Annotated in this window: 14 protein-coding genes and 1 other RNA gene; 6 read left to right on the forward strand and 9 right to left on the reverse strand. The window is 38.8% G+C overall.

The genetic code is table 11. The features are described 5' to 3' along the window. The first annotated feature begins 199 nt into the window (after positions 1-199). The gene (locus H6731_02080) at positions 200-1,612 is read left to right on the forward strand and encodes a deoxyribodipyrimidine photo-lyase (GenBank protein USN51221.1); all 1,413 of its coding nucleotides are present in this window, start codon (positions 200-202) and stop codon (positions 1,610-1,612) included. 182 nt (positions 1,613-1,794) lie between these two features. Beyond that, positions 1,795-2,499, forward strand: a complete 705-nt coding sequence (locus tag H6731_02085) for an aspartate/glutamate racemase family protein (GenBank protein ID USN51222.1) — start codon at positions 1,795-1,797, stop codon at positions 2,497-2,499. A gap of 183 nt (positions 2,500-2,682) precedes the next feature. On the opposite strand, the gene recA is transcribed toward H6731_02085, so the two are convergent. The 6 genes from recA to H6731_02115 all read right to left on the reverse strand — a co-directional run bounded on the left by recA (position 2,683) and on the right by H6731_02115 (position 10,156). After that, positions 2,683-3,762 carry a recombinase RecA gene (recA, locus tag H6731_02090; protein ID USN51916.1) on the reverse strand — a complete coding sequence of 360 codons (1,080 nt, stop codon included), beginning with the start codon at positions 3,760-3,762 and terminating at the stop codon, positions 2,683-2,685. 139 nt (positions 3,763-3,901) lie between these two features. Continuing rightward, positions 3,902-7,144, reverse strand: coding sequence for a PDZ domain-containing protein (locus H6731_02095; protein ID USN51223.1), 3,243 nt, complete (start codon positions 7,142-7,144; stop codon positions 3,902-3,904). A gap of 149 nt (positions 7,145-7,293) precedes the next feature. Continuing rightward, the gene (locus H6731_02100) at positions 7,294-8,403 is read right to left on the reverse strand and encodes an MCE family protein (protein ID USN51224.1); all 1,110 of its coding nucleotides are present in this window, start codon (positions 8,401-8,403) and stop codon (positions 7,294-7,296) included. Positions 8,404-8,406: 3 nt separating this feature from the next. After that, positions 8,407-9,207, reverse strand: a complete 801-nt coding sequence (locus tag H6731_02105) for an ATP-binding cassette domain-containing protein (GenBank protein ID USN51225.1) — start codon at positions 9,205-9,207, stop codon at positions 8,407-8,409. A 131-nt stretch (positions 9,208-9,338) separates the two neighbouring features. Then, positions 9,339-9,872 carry a hypothetical protein gene (locus H6731_02110; GenBank protein ID USN51226.1) on the reverse strand — a complete coding sequence of 178 codons (534 nt, stop codon included), beginning with the start codon at positions 9,870-9,872 and terminating at the stop codon, positions 9,339-9,341. 20 nt (positions 9,873-9,892) lie between these two features. Then, positions 9,893-10,156 (reverse strand): DNA-directed RNA polymerase subunit omega, encoded by a 264-nt coding sequence (locus tag H6731_02115; GenBank protein USN51227.1) that lies wholly within the window; start codon positions 10,154-10,156, stop codon positions 9,893-9,895. Positions 10,157-10,267: 111 nt separating this feature from the next. Between H6731_02115 and ssrA the strand changes: the two genes are divergently transcribed. Further along, positions 10,268-10,652: a transfer-messenger RNA gene (gene ssrA, locus H6731_02120) on the forward strand. 978 nt (positions 10,653-11,630) lie between these two features. Next, positions 11,631-12,083: an acyl-CoA thioesterase gene (locus tag H6731_02125; GenBank protein USN51917.1), complete on the forward strand. Its 453-nt coding sequence runs from the start codon at positions 11,631-11,633 to the stop codon at positions 12,081-12,083. On the opposite strand, the gene H6731_02130 is transcribed toward H6731_02125, so the two are convergent. Beyond that, positions 12,070-12,330, reverse strand: a complete 261-nt coding sequence (locus H6731_02130; GenBank protein ID USN51228.1) for a hypothetical protein — start codon at positions 12,328-12,330, stop codon at positions 12,070-12,072. The two genes, H6731_02125 and H6731_02130, sit on opposite strands and share 14 nt — an antisense overlap. A gap of 196 nt (positions 12,331-12,526) precedes the next feature. Here H6731_02130 and H6731_02135 point away from each other — a divergent pair, with 196 nt between their 5' ends. Beyond that, a complete protein-coding gene (locus H6731_02135) occupies positions 12,527-13,123 on the forward strand; it encodes a hypothetical protein (GenBank protein USN51229.1) in 597 nt (198 codons plus the stop codon). Between the two features lie 11 nt (positions 13,124-13,134). On the opposite strand, the gene H6731_02140 is transcribed toward H6731_02135, so the two are convergent. After that, a complete protein-coding gene (locus H6731_02140) occupies positions 13,135-13,806 on the reverse strand; it encodes a MerR family transcriptional regulator (protein USN51230.1) in 672 nt (223 codons plus the stop codon). Positions 13,807-14,334: 528 nt separating this feature from the next. Here H6731_02140 and H6731_02145 point away from each other — a divergent pair. Continuing rightward, the gene (locus H6731_02145; protein ID USN51231.1) at positions 14,335-15,126 is read left to right on the forward strand and encodes a hypothetical protein; all 792 of its coding nucleotides are present in this window, start codon (positions 14,335-14,337) and stop codon (positions 15,124-15,126) included. A 213-nt stretch (positions 15,127-15,339) separates the two neighbouring features. Here the strand turns inward: H6731_02145 and H6731_02150 are convergent, their stop codons facing one another. Beyond that, entirely contained in the window at positions 15,340-15,669 is a 330-nt protein-coding gene (locus H6731_02150) for an integration host factor subunit alpha (protein ID USN51232.1), read from the reverse strand. Positions 15,670-15,993: the final 324 nt, after the last annotated feature.

Here is a 15,993-nt window from a genome sequence, read left to right on the forward strand (position 1 = left end):
TTTATATTTTAAGGATTAGTTGAAATTCAAATTCAATCGTTTGCTTTTTGCGGCGCTTAGCATAATTTTGGAACTACAATATTAATCCCAGAAATTCACTAAGCTTTTAATTTCTGAACGCCCGCAGCAAAGTGAGAACGAGGAAGAAATTAAAGGTCAATTAATTTCTGGGATTGGTAAAATTACTTCAGGAAAACTTATGAGCTCTCTTGTTCTCTACGCCAACGATATTCGCATTAAAGATCATCAAGCTTTAACAAACGCTCTCAAACATAATGCAAACACTCACGCATGCTTCATCTTTTTTGAGCCGAGCTTCAAAAAATACGGTGGCAGGCGCAATCAATTTTTTATGGACTCACTGCAGTTATTAGAAAAAAACTTGGCTCACTTAGGTATTCCTTTTCATATTTTAGAAGCGAGAAATACTAAAGAAGCCGAACAAGCTTTTGAGCAATTGCTGAAAAATAAAAAAATTTCATCATTGTTTTTTCATGAACCAATCGATGATGATGATAAAAAATTATTTAAAACTCTTATAAAAAATCGTGAACACGAAAGTTTCATCGATCAAACTTTGTTTCGCCCTGGGCAAGTATTAAATAACTCCCACGAACCCTTCAAAGTATTTACTCCCTTTTGCCGCAAATTTTCTGAACTTCTTGCACACAATAAAAATCTTTTACACCATCTTAATGCCCCAAAGAAAAATATATCTCGCCATGCCAAAGATATTCGCCCTCCATCATGGCTTGAGCTTCAAAGTTACGATAAAGCTATGTTTCCCCCGGGCGAAAAAACAGGCCTGGAGCGACTAAAGAATTTTATTTCGCACGATATCAATAACTATGCTCAGCTGCGCGATTATTTTGGCGAGCATCAAACCAGCCGTTTGTCTCCTTATTTATGTGTGGGTCTTTTATCACAGCGGATGGTTTTGAGCGAACTATTCACTACCCACCCTCGATTGCTTCACAGCGCACATTCTGGGGCTCATATTTTTTTCACCGAGATCGTGTGGCGAGAGTTTTACCGACATTTGTGGAATTTTTTTCCTGATTTTTCTCAGGGAGAGCCCTTTCGCAAAGAGAGTAAAAACATTCAGTGGCGTCACAGCAGCAAAGATCTTTTGGCTTGGCAACAAGGTACTACGGGCATTCCGATTGTCGATGCAGCTATGCGTGCTTTTAATCAAACCGGCTTTATGCACAATCGCTTGCGCATGATCACTGCTTCTTTTTTGAGCAAGAATTTATTGATCGATTGGCATGAAGGCGAGCGTTATTTTATGCGCAATCTTATCGATGCAGATGTACCATCTAACAATGGCGGCTGGCAGTGGTCGGCTTCGGTCGGAGTTGATCCTCAACCTTATTTTCGAATTTTTAATCCTGTTTTGCAAAGCCAGCGCTACGATCCTTCGGGCAATTTTATCAGAAAATTTGTTCCTGAATTAAGTCAGCTTGAGGACAAATCTATTCATGCACCATTTAGCAAAATGTCTGATGCTCAACTCCAGCAACTTAACTACTGTGTTCCGATCTGTGATTTAAGCTCTTCTCGTGCTATTGCGATCGAGGCATTTAAATCAGCATTTAAAAAGTTGAATTAAAAAACTAAAAACTGGTTTTATTTTGTACGATTAATTTTTTGACACAATAAAAAATATGACCAGTATAGATTTTCTGGACACGGCCTCTAAATTCTATCCCTGCTTTACTATCACTACAGCGAAGATAAGGCTATCAAAAACAAAGCTCATGTAAGAAGATATATTTCGTTCAGAGGGCAAAAATGAAAATTGGAATTATTGGAGGAGCTGGCCCTGAGGCAAGTGCCTTTTTTGTTAAGCAGTTGGTTAATATTTGGCAAAAAAAATTTCATGCAGTAAATGATTGGGAATTTCCTGAAATTATTTTGCATAGTGTACCTTTTGAAGACATGCTAGGCTCTTCCTTCAATGAAGATAAAGTCAAAAACCAAGTTCATAGGTCGCTAAGTTTTTTACGCGGGCAAAAATGCGATTCTATCGTCATTGCATGTCAGACGCTTCATCATTTTGTCGATGATAATTTTTTTGGCGATGATACTATTCATTTACTAAAACTACTAGCGAAGTGTTGTACTGAAATGAGCTTACAGGTTAGCACAGAGCCTATCTCTATTTTGGCTAGCATTACCAGTGCTACAGAAAAAATTCACGTGCCATATTTTTCAAAAAATACCATTATAAATTATCCACAGCCTGAGCTATCACAGAAATTTATTATGGAAATTCTCGCGGGAAATACAGATAGGATTAGTCTAGATCAAGTACTGAATCGTATTGGCATAAAAAAAGGTACCGTCATACTAGGGTGCACTGAATTTTCTTTGTTAAAACGCTCAGATACCAAGCAGCATTGTTTTCCTGGAAAAATATTGGACCCTTTATACTTAGCTGCAGAGCAACTTGCGCAAAAATTTAGCAAAACCCATATACCAAAAGCCAGCACCTAATACCAGTCCCAGAAATTAAGCAAGCATTTAATTTCTGAACGATCGCAGCAAAGCGAGGACTAGGAAGAAATTAAATGCTCGGTTAATGTCGGAGCTTAGTATTAGGTGTTGGCTTCTTTTATTAAAATTTATTAATTTTGAGCTCGTTGCTCTTTACACAAAGAAGCTCAAAATTATTTTAGGCTAAGCTGTAGCTTCAAGCACAGGCTTTGTATGGCTTTTACCATTAACTGAAGGTCCTTGCGCCAAGGGCAAACTGTAGTGAGCACGAATTTTATTTTCGATCTCCAAAGCTATTTCCGGATGCTCACGCAAAAACTGCCCCACATTTTCCCGACCTTGTCCCATTTTTTCTTTGCCGTAACTAAACCAAGAGCCACTTTTCTCAACTGCTGCACATTGCACACCCAAATCAATGAGCTCACCATGCTTAACAATTCCTTGACCATAAATGATGTCAAACTCAATTTCTTTAAATGGTGGCGCTAATTTATTTTTCACCACTTTAACCCGAGTGCGATTGCCTACTACTTCTTCCCCCTGCTTAATAGCGCCAATTCTTCTTATATCTAAACGCATTGATGCATAAAACTTCAAGGCATTACCACCGGTGGTTGTTTCTGGATTGCCAAACATTACTCCAATTTTCATACGCAATTGATTAATAAAAATAACACTTGTCTTCGAGCGAGAAATGCTTCCAGTCAGTTTCCTAAGTGCCTGACTCATCAATCGTGCTTGCAAACCCATATGGGAATCACCCATCTCACCTTCGATTTCAGCCTTTGGCACCAAAGCTGCTACAGAGTCCACAATCACCAGATCAAGAGCACCTGAGCGCACAAGCATATCGGTTATTTCCAATGCTTGTTCACCAGTGTCAGGTTGAGAAATTAATAGATCGTCTGTTTTTACTCCCAGCTTTCGTGCATATCCAACATCGAGAGCGTGCTCAGCATCTACGAACGCTGCAACACCACCGCGTTTTTGTACCTCGGCGATTGCATGCAAGGTCAGCGTGGTTTTACCACTTGACTCCGGTCCATAAATTTCAATTATCCGCCCACGAGGAAACCCACCTATGCCGAGGGCCACGTCAATTCCCAACGAACCGGTAGAAGTTACGTCGAGATCTTTAGTCATTGCTTCATCATTACCTAAACGCATGATGGAGCCTTTACCAAATTGTTTTTCAATATTTTGAACAGCAAGATCCAAACTCTTTAATTTTTCACTTCGTGTTCGGTCTGCTCCTATTTCCATTTTCATTCTTCTCTCCTTAAGCTTTGCGCATTTATACATACGATCATCTTGTAAGTTAGAAAAGAGAATAAACAAATAAAATTTTTTTTCCCATAAAAAAAGCGGCACATGCCGCTTGCAACAAAAACAGCAATTTTTCTTACTCAACGGTCACCGGCTTCTTCGTTGAAGTTTCAGCTGTTGATAATTTGGGAGGCATAGCTAGTACTCGCCCCATATCGTCATAAAAAACCGTAATATTTTCACGTTGCCCATAAATAGCGTCTTCGCGCGCAATAATGCTAATAATATTGACTCCAGGTTTTAACACCACTTCATGAGAAATTTTTTCTTCGGTCTGAGATTTTTTCATAGATTTGTACATGACCTTTCGCATATTGACATATAAAAGCACTTCAGAAACTTTGCTGGCATTAGAAATATCTGCGACAACCTGCCCCTTAGCTTTGGTTGTCCATCCGTCACCATTAGCAAATTTAAGTTGCACCTTGGCAGGAACTCTCTCAAAGTTCAGACTATAGTGAGAACTCTTGTTATTTTTTATATTTTTATCTTTACCATTATTTGGCTTCACATCTGATTTCTTGATGAATCCTGATAAATTATCTTTGACTTTCACTAAGTAATAATTATCGTTCTCTCCAATGGCATCGAGCATCACTCCCTCTTTTAAAGTTGCAAGCATTTGAGAACTTTCATTTGCTTCTTCCCTCAACTGTGCTGACTTACTCGAAACAAGTAAGGAAGATTTTTTCATAACAATTTTTGCTTTGTGATTTTTGCCCAGCTTTAATGAAACTTTATCTCGCCAAATGTCATGCATTTGTCCGTCAAAAATCTGCAGTTCAAAATCTGCCACTTCACTTGGCTCTTTCACTCTAAACGAAAACCGAGCACTGCCTTCTTGATTAGGTGTAAGAGGATCAAGCTGAGCGCGTCCAGTTTTTAAAAATATTTTGGAACCAGATTCATTTTTTAAAACAACAATGGGTTCTTCAGCTTTGGCTTCTCCAATATTTTTGAGCCATACTACCAGTTCAACTTCATCTTTATTTTGATTTTTGCTGTCGTCTACAAAAACCATATGGGAAAAGCGCGGACGCTCAAGACCTGAAATTGATAGAGGTATATTGAGCTGAGATAATTTCTGCTGAGCGACATCTCTTAGCTCCAAAGTGAGTAGATCTTTGCGGCTAATAACGTCTTTGGGAATTTCAAGTTCAATACTTCTCTCAACTTCTTGATTAGGTAAAAGCTTCCCAAATATAAATTCGCGTTGATCAAATAAGGGAGTTTTTGAATGAGTAATAGCATGTACTTGATAAGCCGGTTTATCAGAAACATTTTTAATTTTGACAGACAATTTTAATTTTTCTCCAGCCTTTGCTCCTGAATTGGAACTAACAGTAGCTTTAAGCGCTTCTGGCGAGCTTAGTTTTGCTCCTTCCGACCAATCAATTTTAAATTTCTTGAGTGCATCAACAATCTTTTTTTTCTCTTGGCTTTCCAAATTCACTTTTACTTTATCTGCCTCGGCCAGTAAATCGCTGCGCTTCGAACTCTTAGCTGCCTTAAGAAACTCTTGACCTACGATAATGGGAAATTCTTTCTTTAACTTTTCTAAGTTGAGTTTGCCATATTCGATCTCTTCCTCAGCAGGAGGAGCCAGAAAACTTAAGTCCATAAGATATTTATCTTCTTCTTTTTTATTGGCCAAAAGATGAGCATCAAGATCGATCTCACGCATTGCAGTATTTTGAAAAAGGCTCAGCTCTTTTGAATCGCTTGCGTTAACAGGAGAAATTTTTATATCAGGCATCACGCCATAGGTTTGAATAACTATATCTTGGGGGCCGTGGTATTCAGCTACCGTCAATTTTAATGCCGCGGGCTCAATGGGCTTGTCTTTTTCTTTCTTTTCTTCTCTAAGACTTGGAAAATCGAACAACATCTGCACCGAACCCTTGCCAAAGGTGGCGGAATCACCAATCACAATTGCTCTTCCACCTGCTGGATTATCGGCTGTTACACCACCATACTTAAGAGCAGCACTAACAATTTCTGATGCGCTAGCAGAACCGCCATTGATCAAGACTGCCAACTTAAGATCTTTATCAATTTGACCAGGCGTAGCCATTTCTACTTGTCTAGACTCTTTTTGCGCCCCTTGAGTTGAAACCACTTCACCATTGCTTAAAAATAAATCTGAAATAGCTACAGCTTCACGTAAAAGACCGCCCGGGTTATCACGTAAATCAATAATGAGCCCCTTCATCTTATTATGGCTTTTGGTTTTCATTTTTAAAATGGCATTTTTCACATCTTTCGCGGTATTTCCCTGAAAGGCTTTGATACGAAGGTAGCCCGTCTGCTCATCAAGCAATGCAAAAGAAACCGAATCGACTTTAATTATGTCACGCATAATTTCGAAGGTTTTTTCTTCTGCAACATTAGGACGCTGCACTCTGATGCTCACCTTTGTTTTTGGAGCTCCTCGCAGTCTAGTAACCGCATCTTCGAGCGACATGTTTATGGCAGACTCCTCATTGATTCTCACAATTTTATCTTTTGCTTTAAGCCCAGCAATCGCAGCAGGAGTACCGTCTATCGCGCTAATGACAGTAAGTGCCCCATCGCGTATCGAAAGAAATATTCCTATACCGCCAAATTCACCTTTCGTGGTTAGAGTTAAATCACGAGCGTATTTGGGCTCAAGGAAAACTGAGTGAGGATCAAGAGTCCCCAACATTGCGTTGATAACGGCATATTCAACTTTCTCCCAATTGATAGGCTCTTCTTTTGATTTTGATTTTATGGCTAAACCTTGCTTTTTCGCTTCGAGCTCAACAAATTTAAAAATGTCGCGCAAAATAAAAACCATACCCCAAACGGATTTTAGAGGCTTATAGCTAAAAACTTTTTTCGTGCCACCAAGATCAATTATTATTTTTTCTTGGACTTCAGAAGCAGACTGCCCATCACTAGAAGGCGATAAGCGTGAAGTTGAGTCTTTATCTTTTTTACTTACTTCTACTTCTTTTTTGGAAGCTTCCGGCCCGCTGCTCGAAGATGAAGAGCTTGAAGATGAAGAAGAGTCTTTATCTTGTTTGCTTTCCTCTAATTCTTTTTCAAGAGATTTTGGAAGTGTCACCACTAATCGAGCGATACTTGATTCAAGGGATTCGAGCGATGCAGCAAGCATTGCTCCTGGTTTAATTTTAGTAGGCACACCATATTGAGCGCCTAAATAAAGCACCACGCGAGGTAAATTTTCAAAAAGCGCCTCTTCCCCTCCTAGCGCTTCTTCTTTGGTCCAGGATAATTCTGGCGCAACAAACAGCATTGCAAGAACTATGCAGATGATTTTATTTGTTAACTTCATTTTTAATCTAATTTTTCTACTGAACATGGGACCTTCGTCTCCTAAAACTACTGTGCTCAATACCAATACGATCGATAAAAAAGGGAGCAAAAAATCCACTAGATAAACTTTGAAACTCCCTTAGATATCTTTACTGGTATATTGGGTGATTATTTGGCATCCTGTTGCCCCGAAATACCTGCTCGAATAACGGCCTTAAGTAATCTATTTCTCCTCAAATTACCAATCAAACCATAGATTTCATTATAGAGGCTTGGATCTTTTAAAAGCAGCCCCAAAGAGCCTTTACCATTTTTTACATCTTGCGTCATTAAGGCTAAGTCGTGCGTTGCACTATTCAATGAGTGAATAAACTGCCCATTATCCTTTGCATAAATTAAATCGTGTATCACACCTTGCCCAGATTTAATTTCTTCAAGCAGCGACGAAAGCTTAGCAAAACTGATGTTCATTTGCTTTACCGTTTTTTGCCCTTCAGAATCGTAAAGCAAAGCATGAACTAAGCCATCCCCATCTTTTACCGCTTTTGTAATTGACTGGATATCAGCAACAACGTTCTCAACTTTTTTTACAGTAGAACTAATACTTGTTATAGATTTCTTAGTGTCTTTGCCTGCTTGATGATCGTAAATGAGTTCATGCAAAACTCCTTTGCCCGATTCAATTTCCTTGAAAATCTTTCTTAATGACTTAGCAGAGCTTGCCAAAGCAGCATCGCCGCCTTCAGCGACAAAACCCTTAAAAACATCTCGTGCATCTGAAACTGTTTCAGTTACGTTCTCCAAGATTTCTTGGGCCTGCTGAAGTGCTTTATTAAAGTCGACCGGCGGAGTCGACTTAAGCATCCCACCAACTTGCATTTTTGGCAGCTCAGACGAGCCTATGCTGATATTAATAATTTTGTCGCCCAATAGACCTTTGCTATCAACGCGAGCTATAGAATCCTCGCGTATCCAATCCATGGCGCTTTTCGAAATTTCCATCACTACAGTAATATCTCGCGATAATCCAGGTGCATCTGAACGTAATAGAGGAAACCTAATTTTACTCACATGCCCCACAACCACACCAGAGAGCATAACATCAGCACCCAAAGCTAAGCCTGCAACATTAGGAAAGTGAGCTTCAATGGAAACCGTGCTATCGAACAAACGTCTCTCTCGTCCAATCAAAAAGATCAAAAGGACCAAGACTATAAGCCCTATTGCGACAAATAAACCCAAAATTAAATCATAAGAACGGCGCTTTACAGCAGTCATTGGCTACAAACCTCCTTGAACTGTCAACAAGACTGCAGGGTCCCCTAGGACAAATCCTCTCACAAGCTCATCTTTACTGCGCTCGAGCTCGCTGAATCTGCCGAAAGCGCGCACCCTACCTGCATAAAAAAATGCAACATCATCACTAATAAGCCTTACTGCTGGCATATCATGGGTAACTACAATACTTGTACACGACAAGCGATCTTGCAAAAACAATATAAGATCTAAAATTCTTCTGGTATTGATTGGGTCCAGCCCCGCTGTTGGCTCGTCATATAGTATAATTTCTGGATTAGTTATGATGGCACGCGCTAAACCAATACGCTTTTTCATCCCTCCAGAAAGTTCGCTTGGCATCTTATGCGCGGCATCAGGCAAGCCCACCATGGCAAGTGTCATATGCACTCGGTCTGCTATTTCACTTTCACTACAAGCTTTCTGTACAACGAGAGGGTATGAAATATTGTCATAGACATCCATGGAGTCAAATAATGCCGCTCCCTGAAAAACCATTGCAATACGTTGCCTAACCGGCAAAAAATCATCTTCCTTTTCGAGCGCAGCAATATCCATTCCATCAAAAAGAATTGAGCCTTCATCAGGCAACTCAAGTCCGATAATCATCTTAATGGTGACAGTTTTTCCGCAGCCAGAGGGCCCTAGAATAGAAAGAACTTTAGATTTTTTTACATCGAGCGTAATATTTTGACAGATTATTTGAGAACCAAATGACTTTTTGACTTTGAAAAGTGACAAAGCTAAGGATGGATCTAGTTTTTTTTCTCGAAGCACACCTGGCATAAATAATAACCATCAGCTAAATCAAACAATATCTAGACATCGCAAAAGACTGAAGAAACGCCTCTACCATCTCAACAATTACATAATTGATTATGAATTTCCAAATCATGGCACTGGGCCATCAAGAGCCTCTATTTTTGGCCGAAATCAATTGAAATAACATTATTACTTTCATCGCAGTCTTCTTCTTCGCAATGTTCTTGTTTGCAAAGCGTCTGAAATTCCTCTTTGGTCATACCTAAAACCAGCTCAGGTTGCAGATCAGCTGGAAAGTGCTCAAACCAAATTGCATCAGATTTTAAAGTTGTCGATTGGATACCATAAACACTCGCCCATGGCACCATGCAAAAGTGCTCTCCAGAATCGAACGATAAAGTCGCCCACACTCCATATTCATTGAAACTAAAATCAGGCACATGAAAGTCATAACAAAAATTTAGTCTTAAACTGCCTTGCACGCTGAATTCTGTAGGAACTTTAACTTCCGAAGCTCTTGCATCAAAAAGCACCATGACAGTGCCATGTTCTAACCATTCAGCAAAAAGTGCCCGTTTCTTTCTATTGAGCACACATGCAGAAGTTTCTTGCCCTTTTTTTACACGCTCTTTTGACAAGGGAAACTCTACCACATTGCTGCTCAGTTCAGACTTATTTGCATCGGACATAGAATTTCCCCAAGCTTTCTCTAGGAGCGCAGACCATGTTTAGCCTGGTATTCTTTACTCAAATCAGAAAGAGAAGACTCCAACACGTATCTCACTTCTTTATCAAAGCGTACTTTTCCGGCTGCTATCTCTCTAAGAGCTGTCACCTGTTCGTTATTCTTGTAGCCATCCACTAGTGGGCGACTTCCTTTCATTAACTGCCGCGTACGTGCAGCCGCAAGCAGTACCATAGCAAAACGGTTATCGATAACTTTTAGACAATCTTCAACGGTCACACGAGCCATATAGCAATCCTTTCGTAATTTCGTGTCTGTCTTAGCGGCTTTATTACAAAAACTCAACACCATTTAGAACAGGTCTTGCCCCATGAGTTTTTGATGATTATACTAGCCTGCGGGGGTGATTATGGATTCGACGGAGGATGGAAGTTTTAAATGGCACGTCGCGGGTTTTTCGGTAACCGCGTAAAAATACTGAAAAAACATAAATGCAAACAAAAATGTTGCGCACAGCGGCTTTGCTGCTGTAGCTGCCTAAGCTTAATAACCTTAGAGTAGCCACTGGTCCGGAACTGGCTTGGGTGCCGGGTAGCTGGTGAAAAACCCCACAGGCTGGTCTTTAGGCTTTTTTAGTCGGCCTAAAGATGAGAAATAGGCTAAAAACTGCCATAAAAAGCCTGCCACTGGGCGTTTTGTGGGAGCGCAAACCAGATGGCTAAACGTGTAGAAGTTTAAAGCAGATATCTTGCGGACGCGGGTTCAAATCCCGCCACCTCCACCAAATTTTTATTAGCCCTTAGGGGCTTTTTTAATTTTTTAACCATATAATTGATTTTTTTTAAAATATTCAAAAACTTTTTTGGCAAATATTTTTAAAGCAATCTGTTGATTATTTTTAATAAATATTACAACTACATTGCACAGATTTAACTAGCATCTGTAATGAAACTAAAAAATAATAACACGTTACATAATTTTACCCTTGAGTATTTTGCATGCTCCCCTCAACAGACAAAGCATACAGGCAATCACCAAGCTACTAACAAAGCAAACACATTAAAAAAGAGCGATAGCAAAAATAAGAAAGATCAACAGCAAAACTCAGACAATTCAGACAATAAAGTTCAACAATGTCCTCAAGATAAAGTTCATTACATCGAGAGCTTCCACAAATTCTCTAGGGAAGTTATGGAGCTAAATTATCCTGATACTATTAGCAGGCTAATAGAATTTCATTTTCCTCTAACAGTGATGGAGCAATCTTGCTCGTGACTTCTCCCTGCCGGGTTTGATGGATATTCCGATGCATGTTCCTTACAAGATGGCTCTATTTTTAATATTAAAAAGATGAAGGATCAGTGCGAGGATATAAGATGAATAAATCACCACCACATATTCCATACACTCCATATACTCCGTTCCAACATAGACCCCGGCACACTGATTGAACAACTGCCTGAAAATATTCGATTGGAGATAGAAAGGATTGGCCATATGATTCATAAGTGGAAAATTTCAACAAACCCTTAATAAAACTCTTTGCTGCACAAAAAAAAAATTTTGTATTTGTTTACCATCTAAATCCCTTGTATCTAAACGAAGAAAATATATGTTTCAGATTATTTTTTTTGCAACAAAACAAAACGCTGTTCGATAACTGCATGAGTTATTTTTTAAAACTTAACTTTCAATATAAGCAGAGGTCTTCATGAGCCACTCTCAACTACGTCCAGGCACTGTTTCTTATACTCGCGTTCACATGACCCAAGTGGTTATGCCGCAACACACCAACCCTCACGGCACTGTGTTTGGTGGCGAGATTATGAGTTGGATGGATATTTGCGCTGGAGTAAGTGCTCAGCGTCATTGCCGCAACAATGTTGTTACTGTCTCATTTGACGAAGTGCATTTTGTTATTCCTATCAAACATGGTTTTGTCGTTTTGCTGGAAAGTCAAGTAAATGCAGTTTTTAACTCTAGTATGGAAATAGGCATATCAGTAAGTGCAGAAAACCCTCGTACCGGAGAGCGAAAGCTTGCAGTTAAGGCCTATGCCACTTTTGTGAGTCTCGATGACTACAGCAAACCTCTGAGGTGCCCTTCTTTGATTATTGAAAACGATGAAGAGCTCCAGCGTCAAGAAGCCGCTAAGATACGCCGTTCTTTGCGACTTAAACACCGCGCTACTTACGAAATTCCTACCAATGTTTAAACCAGTGATGCTGATGCGGCCTTCTCACGCTTTTCCAATCTTTCCACTCTTTATAAGCATCTCCTTCGGGGGAAAATTTTCGCCATCCAAATTTTGGTACATATCGCCAAACATAATCAGGATCATCCTGAAAAGTATTGATGTTTGCTTCGTTGAAATTAATCTTTGAGCGTCTATTAGAAGTTTGCCCAGCAAGCAAAGTGCTGCCCAAAAGAGCTATCACAAAAATAAAACTAATTTTTTTCATAGAGCAAACACCCTTAATTTAATACATAATTTATTCTCAACTAAGCTTAACAATTCAAAAGTATTTTTTCACCAAACAACCTCCAAAACAGGATCTTACTTTGTAAAATTTATGTGCATATAAAAAAGTAAATTATTACACTAGGCTGCTTAAAAAAATAGCTTACTTTTACCCGCAGCTCCGTTTGGGGGATTACATGAAATTAGTTATAAAAATAGGATGCTTAGCAGCAAGCATATCCTCCGTGATCATAGTTTCATCATGCGGGAACGATGATTTACTTCAAGCTTACCTTGCAGGAAGAAGGTCTAAGCAAGAAGCACCAGAGGAAACGAAGCTACTTAATGAATCGCAGAGGAACGAAGATCTACACTCAGAGCTTAGTCTCGCCTCTAAAAGCACAAAAAATTCTCCCCAAGAAAAAACAAATAACTCAACGAGTATCAGAAAAGAGAGCCAATTGAGCGAAAACGATGATAACTACGTTGGCCCGTTCATCGGCCAGCTACCCTACTATTGCAATCCCTTGAGATATCCCGCTCATATTATCAACACAGCCAAAGCCTGCAGGCCTTATTTAAGAAAGATCTACCAAGGCCAAAGCTACCCTTGGACTGAAGCCTACGATGGTTATGATGGAAAATTTTTCTACGATCCTGCAGACCGACTTTACAACGGATATGGTTTCAAAGATGCTTACGACGACAATTACTACGCTTATCCTCAACAGCATCGCAAAAATAGCCACAACCACCACCCCTATGGCTATAGTAAGCATCAAAAATTTAGGTAAAAGCGGTTAAGTTAAAAATCGCCCCAAAAATCGGATGGTTTTATTTTATCCAAAGATAATAAAACCTCGTTAAGTGATTTTTTTGATGCCATCAATAAATCTAAAGCCCTTTGTTGTTCGGCTTTACTCAAATACAGCTTGGTGTGCAGTTCTTCTTTCTGTTTATTTATTGCTGCATTTAGTATTTCGCCAGCATGATTGGGTTCAATGTTAATCTGCAGAGCATCATCTAATTCGTCTGCACAGCTTTGATAAATTTTATGAGTTTGTTCATCATATTCATCTTGAGAATCCAAAATAGCCGCAGCCTCCTGTAGAATTTCTGATTCTAAACTAAGCTTTCCCTCACCTTCTTTGGCAGGCACAGCGGGAGATAGCACTGCAGTATTTAGAACCTCTGGCTCCTTTCTTGTCGATGTGATTTCATCAAGCATCGTATCAGATTCAGTCAGTACACGCCGCGCACCAGATACTGTGAATTTGCGCTCATGAAGCAAGTGCTTAACAGCAGAAAAAAGTACTACATCCTTCTTACGGTAAATACGCACACCGTTTTGAGATTTTTGCGAGCGAATTTGCGGAAATTCTGTTTCCCAAAAATGAATTTCGTGGGGTTTAACTCTTAATAAATTAGCTACTTCTGATAATTTAAAAAAATTTTTTTTGGGAAGTGTTTCATTCATCAATATTTCTCTTGCTATCACGCTCGCCCTCGCTCCTTCTATAGCTTCAAATCAATACAATGTGTCATCTATACAATACTGCAACCGATTGAAATTTCTAATTTTAGTTATTAAACTTACAGCATAAATCAAGCGTGGTAATAGCCCAAGTTTGCTGAAAATTATTAAATCGTCATGCAAGGTTCATACAGATTAATAATAGGACACTATTCAAGCAAAGATACCTTAGCGAACTGACCAACCACTTATAAAAGCACTTCAAAATATAAAAAAAGAATTTCCCAAAAGCATCGAGCTCCCAAAATAGGAGTTCGATATGTGCCTTAACAAAAGCTCATTTGAAAATATCGAGATGAGCTTAAATCTGCGGCTGCTCTGTAAAACAGCTCTTCCTATAACTTCGTATGAAATGAATATTGTCTCTAAACAATGATTATGAAATCTGGAAAAGGTATTAGAACTGTCTTGATCCAGATCAAAGTGCTTTTTAAAATACTTTTTATTTTTTTAAGCAAACAGGAAAAATACATGCAAAAACTACTGAAAATTTCTTTACCTTTAATTCTCATATTTTTCTTTAGTTATTGTGGATCGGATATTAATGCTAAAGATATCCATGCAACCATTTATTTATCCAGGATACTGGGCAGCAGTGAAGCGGAACTTGATCTTGCATATCATTCTGGTCCAGTGGGAAGTTTTACTATCGATGAGGTTTGGGTTAACAACAAAATGATTGCGCAGCCAAAAAAGAGAGCGACGGCATCCGTTGGTGGCAATGGTTTTGTTTACCGTGCCGAAGGAGTTAGCCTGAAGGAAAAAGCTCAACTCGATGAAAATAAAAGAGACATAAAAATAAAAACTAAATGGACTGGCGAGAGTCAGCGAGAATTTGTTCTTAATTATAACCTTCCTTCACTATTCAAGGTAGCTTCTGTATCGAACACAATCTCAAAAACACAAGCATTAAAGCTAGAATTAAAAGATGCTCTTTCTAAAAAAGATTGGGATTCTTGCAGTGTAGAGTTTTCTGAAAAATTAAAAGAAGCAGCAGGTAAATCGCCATGGCATGGTAGCGTTGGGCTATTTTCGAAAGACAACAATGGTGACCAACTCAAAAATATAGAAGTTTTATTAAGCCAAATAGAAAAACAAAGTACCGCTCAATTACCTCAAGAACTGTATTTCCAGCTTAGGTGTGTAAAAGAATTTAAAAATCCTGAAAAAAGAATAGCTCAAGGTGACACGTATTTATTCACTCAAAATAGTTTTCGCTATGAGCTAAAAACAAAGCGCTATCAACTGACAATTCGAGAATAGCAGCGACTATTATTTTTCCTGGGCTTTATTAAAATTAACTTTTTTGATAACAAGAGAGCCCTTCCAAAACTTTGTTCTCTTGGTGCCCAAAAAAATTTTCTTGAGAAAAACCTAAAAACCAATTAACAAAGCCAAAGAAAGCAAATTATTTCTTTGGCCTGTGTATCTACTTAAAATCATCTTAAATTTTTACATCAATAATTTTTTGATAGTTTATTTATCTTCGCCATCTTTGCTTTCCAATAAAGCATGACGCAAAATTTGGCTTGCTTTGAATGACAGTACTTTGCGCTCAGTAATTTCTATTTCCTCTCCGGTCTGCGGGTTTCGCCCTCTTCGTTTACGCTTTTGTCGCACTTCAAATTTACCAAAGCCCGAAAGTTTAACGTACTCACCCCTTTCAAGAGATTTTTTAATCGACTCGAAAACTTTTTCCGTAATTTCTGCAGAGTCTTTTTTTGAAAATCCAATCTTGCGGTGAACGCTTTCCACAATATCAGCTTTGGTTAACGTCTTTGAATCATGAGCCGCACTTTCTACCATGGAACACCCTTACTTACTGTCTGCCATTGTACTTCCATCAAGGTGGTCATGTGATACCTTTCCCGACGTCAATGACAATTTTTTTGCCGTCATATTTAGAAGACCATTTAGCACTGTGCAAAGTCAAATTATTGAATAAAAACTAAAAGAATTTTAAACGACAAACTATTACACTGCTAACACTAACAATATTTAATATTTTTTTTCGCCACAATTTCACCGAATTCTTAATATTAAAACAACTAAATCAACAGCAAGATAATAACACAATCAAACCATAGGTTCTGTCCAGAAAATGTTGAAAGGCTTCTTAATAAATTTCCC

Source organism: Myxococcales bacterium (assembly GCA_023898405.1).
Classification (GTDB): Bacteria; Myxococcota; UBA727; order UBA727; family JABDBI01.

What these genes read in the sequence shown, in the direction of transcription:
- H6731_02080 (USN51221.1), top strand. Translation starts at nt 200, where the DNA reads ATGAGCTCTCTTGTTCTCTACGCCAACGATATTCGCATTAAAGATCAT.
- H6731_02135 (USN51229.1), top strand. Translation starts at nt 12,527, where the DNA reads ATGAAATTAGTTATAAAAATAGGATGCTTAGCAGCAAGCATATCCTCC.
- H6731_02100 (USN51224.1), bottom strand. Translation starts at nt 8,403, where the DNA reads ATGACTGCTGTAAAGCGCCGTTCTTATGATTTAATTTTGGGTTTATTT.
- H6731_02085 (USN51222.1), top strand. Translation starts at nt 1,795, where the DNA reads ATGAAAATTGGAATTATTGGAGGAGCTGGCCCTGAGGCAAGTGCCTTT.
- H6731_02110 (USN51226.1), bottom strand. Translation starts at nt 9,872, where the DNA reads ATGTCCGATGCAAATAAGTCTGAACTGAGCAGCAATGTGGTAGAGTTT.
- H6731_02140 (USN51230.1), bottom strand. Translation starts at nt 13,806, where the DNA reads ATGAATGAAACACTTCCCAAAAAAAATTTTTTTAAATTATCAGAAGTA.
- recA (USN51916.1), bottom strand. Translation starts at nt 3,762, where the DNA reads ATGGAAATAGGAGCAGACCGAACACGAAGTGAAAAATTAAAGAGTTTG.
- H6731_02115 (USN51227.1), bottom strand. Translation starts at nt 10,156, where the DNA reads ATGGCTCGTGTGACCGTTGAAGATTGTCTAAAAGTTATCGATAACCGT.
- H6731_02150 (USN51232.1), bottom strand. Translation starts at nt 15,669, where the DNA reads ATGGTAGAAAGTGCGGCTCATGATTCAAAGACGTTAACCAAAGCTGAT.
- H6731_02095 (USN51223.1), bottom strand. Translation starts at nt 7,144, where the DNA reads ATGAAGTTAACAAATAAAATCATCTGCATAGTTCTTGCAATGCTGTTT.
- H6731_02145 (USN51231.1), top strand. Translation starts at nt 14,335, where the DNA reads ATGCAAAAACTACTGAAAATTTCTTTACCTTTAATTCTCATATTTTTC.
- H6731_02125 (USN51917.1), top strand. Translation starts at nt 11,631, where the DNA reads ATGACCCAAGTGGTTATGCCGCAACACACCAACCCTCACGGCACTGTG.
- H6731_02105 (USN51225.1), bottom strand. Translation starts at nt 9,207, where the DNA reads ATGCCAGGTGTGCTTCGAGAAAAAAAACTAGATCCATCCTTAGCTTTG.
- H6731_02130 (USN51228.1), bottom strand. Translation starts at nt 12,330, where the DNA reads ATGAAAAAAATTAGTTTTATTTTTGTGATAGCTCTTTTGGGCAGCACT.